The 11,275-nt window shown below is 39.0% G+C and carries 9 protein-coding genes; 5 read left to right on the top strand and 4 right to left on the bottom strand.

Annotation, left to right across the window (positions count from 1 at the left end):
* Positions 1-362: 362 nt before the first annotated feature.
* The 4 genes from V7L01_RS01620 (at position 363) to V7L01_RS01605 (ending at position 3,902) form a co-directional block, all read left to right on the top strand.
* Positions 363-1,535 carry an RpoD/SigA family RNA polymerase sigma factor gene (locus V7L01_RS01620; RefSeq protein WP_335031295.1) on the top strand — a complete coding sequence of 391 codons (1,173 nt, stop codon included), beginning with the start codon at positions 363-365 and terminating at the stop codon, positions 1,533-1,535.
* Between the two features lie 162 nt (positions 1,536-1,697).
* A complete protein-coding gene (locus V7L01_RS01615) occupies positions 1,698-2,192 on the top strand; it encodes a GNAT family N-acetyltransferase (protein WP_335031293.1) in 495 nt (164 codons plus the stop codon).
* Positions 2,193-2,455: 263 nt separating this feature from the next.
* Complete coding sequence (gene petJ / locus V7L01_RS01610; RefSeq protein WP_229460895.1) at positions 2,456-2,791, top strand: cytochrome c6 PetJ; 336 nt, start codon at positions 2,456-2,458, stop codon at positions 2,789-2,791.
* Between the two features lie 169 nt (positions 2,792-2,960).
* A complete protein-coding gene (locus V7L01_RS01605; protein WP_335031292.1) occupies positions 2,961-3,902 on the top strand; it encodes a tetratricopeptide repeat protein in 942 nt (313 codons plus the stop codon).
* Between the two features lie 11 nt (positions 3,903-3,913).
* On the opposite strand, the gene V7L01_RS01600 is transcribed toward V7L01_RS01605, so the two are convergent.
* From V7L01_RS01600 to glgX, 4 genes are all read right to left on the bottom strand, one after another.
* Positions 3,914-4,540, bottom strand: coding sequence for a Uma2 family endonuclease (locus tag V7L01_RS01600; protein ID WP_335031289.1), 627 nt, complete (start codon positions 4,538-4,540; stop codon positions 3,914-3,916).
* An 85-nt stretch (positions 4,541-4,625) separates the two neighbouring features.
* A complete protein-coding gene (locus V7L01_RS01595) occupies positions 4,626-5,378 on the bottom strand; it encodes a hypothetical protein (RefSeq protein ID WP_335031287.1) in 753 nt (250 codons plus the stop codon).
* A gap of 261 nt (positions 5,379-5,639) precedes the next feature.
* Complete coding sequence (locus tag V7L01_RS01590; protein ID WP_335031285.1) at positions 5,640-6,254, bottom strand: ankyrin repeat domain-containing protein; 615 nt, start codon at positions 6,252-6,254, stop codon at positions 5,640-5,642.
* Between the two features lie 86 nt (positions 6,255-6,340).
* On the bottom strand, positions 6,341-8,467 hold the full coding sequence (gene glgX, locus V7L01_RS01585) for a glycogen debranching protein GlgX (protein WP_335031283.1): 2,127 nt from the start codon (positions 8,465-8,467) through the stop codon (positions 6,341-6,343).
* 509 nt (positions 8,468-8,976) lie between these two features.
* Between glgX and V7L01_RS01580 the strand changes: the two genes are divergently transcribed.
* The gene (locus tag V7L01_RS01580) at positions 8,977-11,070 is read left to right on the top strand and encodes a TonB-dependent receptor plug domain-containing protein (protein WP_335031281.1); all 2,094 of its coding nucleotides are present in this window, start codon (positions 8,977-8,979) and stop codon (positions 11,068-11,070) included.
* Positions 11,071-11,275 lie beyond the last annotated feature (205 nt).

The raw sequence follows: 11,275 nt of genomic DNA, 5'->3' as shown, positions 1-11,275 counted from the left end.
TTCCAACGCCTAAACATTAAAAATATTTAGAAAAATATATGAAAGTTTAAGAAGTTGGGATGGTTAGCTGCGATTTTTATATTTGTTAAGGTTGAGAAAGTTTGAGGAGGATTTGACATATTTGATAATTAAGAAAAAAATGAAGAATAGATATCTTGCAAGCCTGAGAAGAAAGTTTTGTTAGGTGCTAAGGCCAGTTTCGTTATAGGTTGTATCTAACCGTAACCCATAAATGGTGGGTAGATGCCGATTTTTATTCCTGTAGATAAATTAGCATAAGCTTGTATTTCGCTATATAAACGGGTGCATTCGTCCATTTAGGGAAAACTACCAAGCCTCAGACGAGTAGCTGTAACTAAATTATGTACCAAACAAAGCAACAATCCCTAAAGGAAACTATGAATATTGTTGAATTAGGAAAAATGGAAATACTGGAGAATGCTACTGATTTTGAAGAACCATCACTCGATAGTTTAGATGCAGTAGCAAATGAAGAGCCTCCAATTGTAGTAGAAAATCTGGAATCAGATGAACGCGATGGAGATGAGATGGCGGCGGCTCGTCCTTCGGGATACAATAAAACCGAACATGATGATGCCGTAGGCGCGTTTTTTAAGGAAATGGCGCGTTATCCACTCCTAAAACCTGATGAAGAGGTAGAGTTAGCGCGGCGAGTCAGGTTTCTAGAAGAAGTTAGGGAATTACAAGCTGCCTTACATTTAAAACTGGGACAGGAACCTAGCAAACTAGAAGTGGCTTCCGAGCTAGAATTGACGGAAAAGCAACTAGAAAGTCGCTTGTATCAAGGTAGAGTAGCGAAACGCAAAATGATTCGCTCTAACCTGAGATTGGTAGTTTCTATTGCCAAGCGATATTTAAATCGGGGAGTGCCTTTTCTGGATTTGATTCAGGAAGGAGCAATGGGTTTAAATCGCGCTTCCGAAAAGTTCGATCCCGATAAAGGATATAAGTTTTCTACTTACGCTTATTGGTGGATTAGACAAGCAATTACCAGAGCTATAGCTAACGATGCGCGGACAATCCGGCTACCAATTCATATTGTTGAAAAGCTTAACAAGCTGAAAAAAGCACAACGAGAACTTAAGCAAAAGCTTTGTCGCAATCCTACCGAAGGTGAAATGGCAGAAGCTTTGGAAATTAGTGTGCAACAGCTACGCCAGCTACAACAACTACGGCGTCAAGCACTTTCTCTCAACCACCGCGTCGGTAAAGAAGAAGACACGGAATTGATGGATTTGCTAGAAGATGAAGATAACCTGTCTCCAGAAGCAAAAATGAATGAAAACATGATGCGTCAGGAGATTTGGGAAGTCTTGGGTGACGTGTTAACTCCACGCGAGAAAGATGTGATTTCTCTGCGATATGGTTTAACAACCAGCGAACCCTGTACCTTAGAAGAAGTTGGCAACATGTTCAATCTTTCTCGTGAGCGAGTGCGGCAAATTCAAAGCAAGGCTATGCGGAAATTGCGGCGTCCTCACATAGCCAAACGCTTAAAAGGTTGGTTAATTTAATTACATTTACAAAGATAAAGATGCAATACCTAGCCTAATTAGCTTTGTAATTCGTAAAAACCGGACGTTTTGTACCTTTTTTCGGCTTTTGTTTAGTCATTACTCAAAAAAATTGCACAGTTGCCTATAGACTATGGACTATGAACTATGGACTATAGACTAATGACTTCGTGTAGCAATTTGATTGTGCGTTTTGCTGAACCAGCCGATTACAGCGTACTGTTTAAATTAATTGAGGGGCTTGCAGAGTATGAAAAATTATCTCATGCTATTACTGGCAATGCTCTGGCACTTAAAGAGCATTTATTTGGTTCGCGGAGTTATGTAGAGGCAATCTTAGCAGAATCTGCGGGTCAAGCTGTTGGTTTTGCCCTATTTTTTCATAATTATTCAACATTTCTGACTAAGCCAGGAATTTATCTAGAAGATTTATTTGTTTTACCAGAGTATCGCAGGCAAGGTATTGGTAAGGCTCTCCTTACTAAACTAGCCCAGATAGCTGTAGAACGTGACTGTGGGCGATTAGAGTGGAGTGTCTTAGATTGGAACGAGTCAGCCCAAGCATTCTACCGTAGTATGGGAGCATCTATATTAGATGATTGGCGAATTTGTCGCGTTACAGAAGATGCGCTTACTCAGTTGGGATCGGTTAAATAAAAAACAAAGGATGAAGTATAAAGGATGAAGCAGGACTATTTTCATCTTTAATATTTCATCCTTAAATTTTTATGATTTATTGCTTATTAAGTATTAAAACTAATTCTAATTATACTGATTATTTGGTTTATTTTTGGGAAGTTCCTTGCCCAATTCAGTTCGGGCGAAGTTTGACAGCTTGTCATTTGACTATAGCAGCGGCTCAACTGACAATTATGGAGGATATTGCACCGAATAAGCCGTTATTGCAGAGAGAACACGAAATGAAAAAAATTATTACAGTGATGCTGTTAGGCATAGCAATCTTCACCTTTGCCTTCAGTAGTCCAGCTTTGGCAGGAGATGCTGTTAGTGGAGCTAAAGTATTTAGTGCTAATTGTGCCTCTTGTCACGCGGGAGGTAAAAATCTGGTTCAAGCTCCGAAGAACCTGAAGAAGGATGCTTTAGAAAAGTATGGTATGTACTCAGAGGAGGCGATTATCGCCCAAGTTACAAAAGGTAAAAATGCCATGCCTGCTTTTGGTAGTCGTTTAAAAGCTAACCAGATTGAAGATGTAACTGCTTATGTGCTTTCACAAGCAGATAAGGACTGGAAGTAGACTAAAATCTAACTTCAAAAATTAAGAATTTGCGGGGCTTTTTGTCCCGCTAATTTTAGAGTTGCCGAAATTATCAAACAGGATGCTTATACCAATTTTGGATTTAGAGTCTTGACAAAAAGACTGTTCCAAGAATATCAAACAATACTACCTATCCTAATTTGGTATTATGAGTAATTTCTGGCGATTTTTTTTCAGTATAATTATTGCTTTACCTCTGGCTTTTTTGACTTTACCTGCACATTCTTCACCCATTTTAATTACCCAAATTACAGCGAGTGATTTCTTAGAGTTGGGTGTAGATAAGATGCGGCAGGGTAATTATCAGGAAGCAATAGAGAATTTCAACCAGGCGATGCCTACGGCGGTAAACTACGCACTTGAGAAAGATTTTGCTGTTGCTTATAGCGATCGCTGTCTTGCTTATCTCCAACTACAAGATTACCATCAAGCTGTTACAGATTGTACTCAAGCGATAAATTTTGCACCGGATAACTTTGAGGCTTATCTAAACCGGGGAGTAGCACATTACAGACTAGGAGATTATCCCGCTGCCATTGTCGATCATAATCGAGCGATCGCACTTAAACCCTATGATTTTCGAGCTTACTACAACCGAGCGCTAGCCCGTGCTAGGGATGGGAAAGATTCGGAGGCAATTCTTGACTTTAATTTAGCCCTAACTCAAATTCCCCGAATCAGTAACTTACTGCTTGCAGATATCTATAATGACCGAGGTTTAGCGCATTTTATCTTAGAAGATACCCAAGCTGCGATGCTCGACTTTAATCTAGCAATTCGTCTCAATGCTAACGATTATAGAGCGTACTTTAACCGAGCTTGTGCTTGCGGACGAAACGGAGATGACTTTGGTGCAGTGCGCGATTTTTCCCAAGTCATCAGACTTAATCCCAGTAATGCCCAGGCTTACGTTAATCGCGGAATAGCTCAGTATCGCTTAGGATATCATTTAGGAGCGATCGCTGATTTACAAAAAGCATCTGAGTACTTTGAAAACCAAGGAAAGAGAGTTGCCTACGAAAAAACTCTAGATTTACTGAAGAATCTGCGACAAAAAATCTCCTTTGCAACGGAAATCGCTCTTTTATAAGATTTTCAGTACTATACAGGGTATCCACCAGCTTGAAAAATCTGTTCGACGGTTAAGTTTAACTCTGGGAAAAGAGGTGAGATAATGCGATCGCTACCTTGAAACTGGCTAACTTGGTATTCTCCCTCAATTAAGGTGTAGAGAGAGACAGTTGGTTGTTTAGGGTTGCCAATAAATCGCCTACCGCCTAAAGCAGCATAGTCTACAATCCAATATTCTGATATACCTACAGCTTCATAATCAGCAGCTTTTTTTAAATAATCATCACGCCAATTGCTACTCACTACTTCAACTACTAAGGGTATTGATTCCGCTTGGCTTACAGTAGATTCTTTTTTCCACAGAGGTTCGTTTACTAAATTGGGGCGATTTAATATCAGCACATCTGGTGAGTAAGCAGATTCATTTTCAGGCGGTTTGACTAATGCTGTTTTGGGTATGAAGTAGGGCAAATTTAAACGAATACACTCTCTAGTAATTTCAAAGGCTAAAAATCCAACTACCTCTTCATGGTCGCCTGTAGGTTGCGGCATCTCTACAATTACTCCATCATGTAATTCATAACGTTTTCCTGTGTTGTCAGGGTATTTAGCAACGAATTCATCGAATGTAACTAGTTTGCGTAAGGTTTGAATCATAAATTATTGTTTTCTATTGTGTTTGTGGAGCTTCCAGTTTTATCAATGCTAACGTAATTCGGAATTGTTACGTAATAGCAAATTATTATTCAAATTCAGGGTTTGTATACCATTGTCGAAATTCCCAGTACCATTCGTTAGCTTGGTCATTCGCCTCAATCCACTCTGGTGTAGTATCTGAGTCTATATACCAATTATTGTGTACGCACTGAAAACGTACTCTATATCCTCTAGGTAAAGTTTTCCAGTAAGTTGCTTGCCAAGGAGAGAGTACATCCCAAACCTCTGTTCCTGGAACATGAATTACAGGAGATACATAGCAATCTATGCTGAGATACTTTTCTATAAATTGTTTAGACGGACATATCACTTCTTCTAAATCTATCTCTTCAGATTCTGTGTTGCTAAATATTATTGAAGCAAAATGACTCCAATCTGGATGAGTAATCGTTTCCCAATGAAAGCCTCCTTTGGGAGTTAAATAGTATAAAATTCCCGATTCTCTTGACAAACTTGCTTCAATTTGAGTAAGGGTTAATATTGCTGGTTTTTCAGCTTTAAATATAGGTCTTAAAGGTTTTTCATTATAATTATTTATGCCTTTACCCAGAAAATTCTCAGGCAAAGAATCTTCGTTAGATTGAACTTTAGATAATAGATTTTCCTTGATATTTTCTTCATCATTAACAATTTCTGCTAAAATATACCCATTTTGAAATAAGCTATTTGCGGCTCTTACAACTTCAAAATTGGGTATTTTGTAATCATTCGCTACATTTATGATATTTTCAGGACACTGTAAAGCTGATTTGAGAATTAAGTACTCTACTTTATTCATCTTTTTTAGTCATTGGGAAAAAAGCTATACTCGACTTTAATCTAGTAATTTATCCCAATGCTAACAATTGCAGAGCGTAATTTTTCTCAATTCATTAGACTTAACCCAGGTTTAAGTTAATCGGGGAGTAGCTTATTATCCCTTAGGATACCATCTGAGTGCATTAGATGTAGATGTAGGTTGGGTGGAGCAACGCGAAACCCAACATCGATCGGACTGTTGGGTTTCATTCCTCAACCCAACCTACAAATTTTTTTGCAACTAATCTTCTTGTCGCAATTCCAGATTTGTTAAAGGATGCAAATAATCAATTATTTCTTGATACCCCCAATATATAGCTTTATCTAAAGCTGTTTCTCCTTCTTGATTTGTCGCATTTATATATACACGTCTTGTTTCCACTAAAAATTTAACTATTTCAAATTTTCCATTATTAGCAGCAACCATTAAAGGAGTGAAATTACTAGAATTTAGATGGTTGATGTTAGCTCCTGCTTCAATCAAAGTTTTAATTATATCAACACGTTCTATTAATACTGCTCTATGAAGAGGAGGTTCATCAATACCGCCCAGATCGGGATTAGCTCCTGCTTGAAGTAATAGTTTGACTATCTCAAGATTACCCAATGAGGTTGATAGTCCTAATGGTGTAGTTTGAATATATTGATATAAATGTACATCTGCTCCTACTTCAATAAGAAGCTTAATAACTTCTATATGAAGCAAATTAATCGCCTGTATTAATGGAGTTAGCCTGGTATGCGAATGTTTCTGATTTATGTTTACTCCATTAGCAATAAGTTCACATATTTTAGATAAATTATTATCAATAACTGCATCAAATATGTCAGTGATTTCTTGATTTAAATTATTCATATTTATGGAATCTTTGAAGCATTTTATCAAGTTTATAGAAAAATATATTTTTCTATAAACTTGAGTATCTTTTTCTTCTCGTACTACTAACTGATCAGGCGTAATACCATCAGAGAGCGATCTGTAACTGGTAAGGTTTGAGAGCCTGAAACTAATTTTCCCCGATCTAAAAAGCGAGGTTCATTAGTGTCAATTACTATCTCCCATACCTTCTCTTTAAATTCATTTGGCAAAGCAAAGTCAATTAACTCATAGTGTGCGTTAAAAAATACTAGAAAACTTTCATCAATAATCCGCTCCCCACGATCGCCTGGAGTAGCAATTCCTTGCCCATTCAAAAAAATCTCCATTACTTTGGCATAACTAACTAGCCACTGCTTCTCAGTCATTTCACTGCCATCAGAATTAAACCAAGCAATATCATTAATGCCTAAACCGTGAATGGGGCGACCTTGAAACCACTTACGGCGTCGAAATACTGGATGCTGATGGCGAAAATTAATTAGTTCGCGTGTAAAATATAGTAAATCCGCGTTCGCTTTATGCAAATCCCAATGCCGCCAGGAAATCTCATTGTCTTGGCAGTAGACATTATTATTTCCCTTTTGACTACAGCCAATTTCATCTCCCTCTAATAGCATTGGGACACCTTGAGATAGCATTAGGGTTGCTAAAAAGTTTCGTCGTTGCCGTTCGCGCAAACGCATTACTTCTGGATCGTCGGTTTCGCCTTCTGCACCACAATTCCAGGATCTATTATGGCTTTCACCATCTCTACTGTCTTCCCCGTTTGCCTCGTTATGCTTTTCGTTGTAGCTGACCAAATCATTTAACGTGAAACCATCATGAGCAGTGATGAAATTAATACTTGCATTTGGGTTGCGCCCGTTGCTTTGATACAAGTCAGGGCTACCAGTAAAACAGTAAGCAAATTGTCCTAAACTATCATCTACACCACGCCAAAAATCTCTGACTGTATCCCGATATCTACCATTCCACTCAGACCAACGCAGTGGAAAGTTTCCGACTTGATAGCCGCCTTCTCCTAAATCCCAAGGTTCAGCAATCAGCTTCACATCTGCCAAGATTGGGTCTTGATGAATAATATCAAAGAAAGCTGATAGGTTATCTACCTCATATAATTCCCGCGCTAGCGCCGAGGCCAAATCAAACCGGAAGCCATCTACATGCATTTCTATTACCCAATAGCGCAGGCTATCCATGATTAACTTCAGAACTTGAGCATGACGCACATTCAGAGAGTTACCGCAGCCTGTAAAGTCCATGTAGTAGCGAGGATCGTCCTTTACCAAACGGTAATATACAGAATTATCAATACCTCGCAAAGATAGCGTTGGCCCGAAATGATTTCCTTCGCCAGTGTGGTTGTAGACTACATCTAAGATCACTTCAATTCCGGCTAAATGTAGTGCCTTGACCATTTGCTTGAATTCAGTGACTTGTTGTCCCGCAGTCCCACTAGCACTGTAACTAGAATAGGGAGCAAAATAGTTGATGGAATCGTAGCCCCAGTAATTGCTTAATCCTTTTCCTTCTAAATGTCCCGGATGAGATAGAAAATGATGTACTGGCATCAACTCAACTGCTGTAATTCCTAATTGCAGTAAGTGTTGAATTGCAGCTGGATGCGCCAACCCGGCATAAGTGCCGCGCAACTCTTCTGGAATACCTGGATGTAGTTTAGTAAAACCTTTAACATGAGTTTCATAAATAACAGTTGTATACCAAGGTGTAGCAAGCAGTTTATCGCCTTCCCAATCAAAAGATTGATCGACCACAACACACTTGGGCATTATTTTGGCATCATCTAGTTCAGAAAAAACTAAGTCTTTTTCCTCAGCATCTAGAGAATAGCCAAAGACAGCTGGATCGTTACTAAACTCACCGTCAATTGCCTTGGCATAGGGGTCAATCAATAGTTTGTTTGGATTAAATCGATGGCCTGCTTCTGGTGCCCACATCCCATGCACTCTAAACCCATACTTTTGACCTGGGCCCACTCCTGGTAAGTAACCATGCCAAACAAAATTATTTTTTTCTGTCAAAGGCAAACGAATTTCTTCGCCATCGTTATCAAATAAACAAAGTTCTACCCCTGTTGCATTTTCCGAAAATAAAGCAAAGTTTGTCCCTTTACCATCCCAAGTTGCACCTAAAGGATATACATTCCCTGGCCATAAAGCTAAATACATAATTAAATTTAGAATAATTACTTTTTTGGCAAATAATTGACTTCGATTTTTTTGAATAATTAGTCAAAATTTAAAGTTACTAAGAATTCAGCTAAAATCACTAACACTATAATCTAACTTAAAAAATAATATTATTTGCTCTATCAGTAGTAATAGAAATTTCTATTCCTTAAGTCTGAAAAATTAAGGCGGAGGGCAAAAAACAGGAGGAAAACGGCCCTGTCCGCGATCTGCTTCAGTAAAGCGATCGCAGGAAGCAAGGATTTAAAACCCCCACTGTTGCGTCAGCTTCTTGCAGGGTACGCTCTTTAGTTTGGCTCTAATTCATCCTGGGTCGAATCCCTTCATGCCTTCTTAAGATGCTGGCCATTCCAAATTTTAACACATAATGAATTGACCAACAGTCTCGTCTGAACTGTAGAAATATGACAGCGTGTCTTTTGACACGATTTTACTATTACAGCAACAATGCTACGTGGTGACTGTTTTTACTTGGTGTGAAAGAGAACGTGAAAAAGGATTTTTTATTGCTAACAGTTGCTTTACCAAGTTTACTGATAGCGTTTCCTAGCTTGGCTGCTGAGAGTGAAATTAAGCATAGAAATACTGATAAATCAACCGAAGTCATTTCAGATATTCCGAGTTTGAGCGAAATCGAGCTACCCGCCACTAATGCCGAATTATTAACTCAACAATCTGCGCCGAGTGAAATTGGCCCAGAGAATCAGCCAGAAACAGAGCAAACTCCGAGCGATGAGCCAGATATTTCTATAGAAGCGATCGGAGAACCAGACAACTTACCTCAATCTACTCCAACTTACGTAATTCAGAAAGAAGAAATTCAAAAGCAGGGCGCTACAAGTTTAGCCGATATTTTGAAAAGAATGCCTGGTTTTGCGATCAATGATGTAGGACATGGCGCAGATACTCACACGGGTACATACTACCGGGGAGCCTCAATTAATCAGTCTGTATTTCTGATTAATGGCAGACCAATTAACAATAATGTCAACACTTATCATGGTGGAACTGACTTAAATAGTATTCCTGTAGAGGCGATTGAACGAGTGGAATTATACAGCGGGACAGCCTCCGCATTGTATGGTTCTTCAGCCTTTGGGGGTGTTGTGAATATCATCACCAAGGAAGGTTATGGTAAACCTAAATTGAACGCTAGTGCAGAATTTGGCTCATTGAGTTTAAATAATCAACAAGTGAGTTATGGTGGTTCATCTAATAATGTTAAGTACAACTTTAGCTTTGAAAGGTTCTTTACAGATAACCGTTACCGCGTCCCTGTAGGTGCAGCAAATCGCGATGAACAAGGATTTTTATTCAATGCAGACACAGCTACAAGTACCTACTTTGGTAGCATTGGAGTAGATTTAGATAAGAAAAATTCTCTGAATTTAGATGTTACTGCACTCAGCAGTCGTCGCGGTTTAATTTATTTCGGTTTCCCTCTCCAAAGAGATAGATTAGACCACGATGGTTTAAATGTCGGCTTATCTTGGAAAACTCGACTAGGTAATGGGGAAAGCTCTAACCTGACAACCTCAATTGGTTATAATCAAGATTATTTCAGCACCTATGGGCCCACAGGAGCATTTTACCGTACAGGAACTTTAGATACACAACAACTCACAGCCAGAGTAGATCATGAGTGGAAAATTACTGCCAATAATAAATTGCGTTGGGGATTAGATTTAAAAAACACCGATTTAAATGGTGATGTTTTTAGTACAAATCCTAGTAGGTTGGGCACAAATGAAACTGAAGATAGAAGTTTGTTCAATACAGCTTTATTTGCTGTCAATACTTGGAATATTAGCGATAACTTTTTGATAGATTTAGGGCTAAGGCAAACTTTTGACAGCCAGTTTGGAAATTATCTCAACCCTAGTGTTGGGTTACGTTATGCCGTCACACCAATAGTAGCAGTGCGTGGAAGTTGGGCAGGCGCACAACGCAATCCTGGGTTAGATCAGTTGTATGTTTATGATACAGTTCATGGTTGGGAACCTAATCCTGATTTAAGACCGGAAACTGGTTCTACTTGGAGCGCGGGAGTAGATGTAAATTTTTCTCAAAATCTGATTGGACAGTTTACTTACTTTGGTAGTAGTATAGGCGATCGCTTGGGAGTCATCGCCGGCAGATGGGAAAACATTGGATTAGTAGATACCAATGGTTTAGAAGCAGCTTTGCAATTTAAAATTGCGGCTGGCTGGTCAACTTTCCTCAACTATACTTATACGGATGCTCAAATAAAAACAGGTACAGAGAAAGGTTTACAGTTAGGTTTAATTCCCTACTCTGTACTTCAAACTGGCGTAGGTTATGAAAATGCGGGATGGCAGGCTAACTTGTATGTTACTTACAATAGTGGCGCTCGTAGATCCATCTTCGCTAACTCTACTGACAAGCCTACAGATTTTGCACCATCTTTCGTGAATTTAGATTTGACCGGTCGTATACCTTTAACTACCAATTTAGGATTGACAGTTTATTTAGAAAATCTACTCGGTGAGCAATATGAGCGAGTTAATCGCATATATAGCCCTGGATTCACTTTTCGTCTGGGTTTAAGCGCTAATTTTTAGGTATTAAATCTAGAGATTTTGTTATTGCAAAATCTCTGCGTTGCGCCAGTTGCTACCCTGCGGGAACGCTTTCAGCGAACAAGTCGGGGAACCCGCCCAATGCACTGGCTTCTCTGTGCCTCTGCGGTTTATAAGTTATTTATTGAACCACAGAGGCGCAGAGTACACAGAGAAAAGATAAAGACAACGCACCGCCGTACAATAT

It is taken from the genome of Nostoc sp. (assembly GCF_036917095.1).
Lineage (GTDB): Bacteria > Cyanobacteriota > Cyanobacteriia > Cyanobacteriales > Nostocaceae > Nostoc.
Note: the sequence above shows the minus strand (reverse complement) of the source record. Positions and strands in the feature narration are given on the sequence as shown.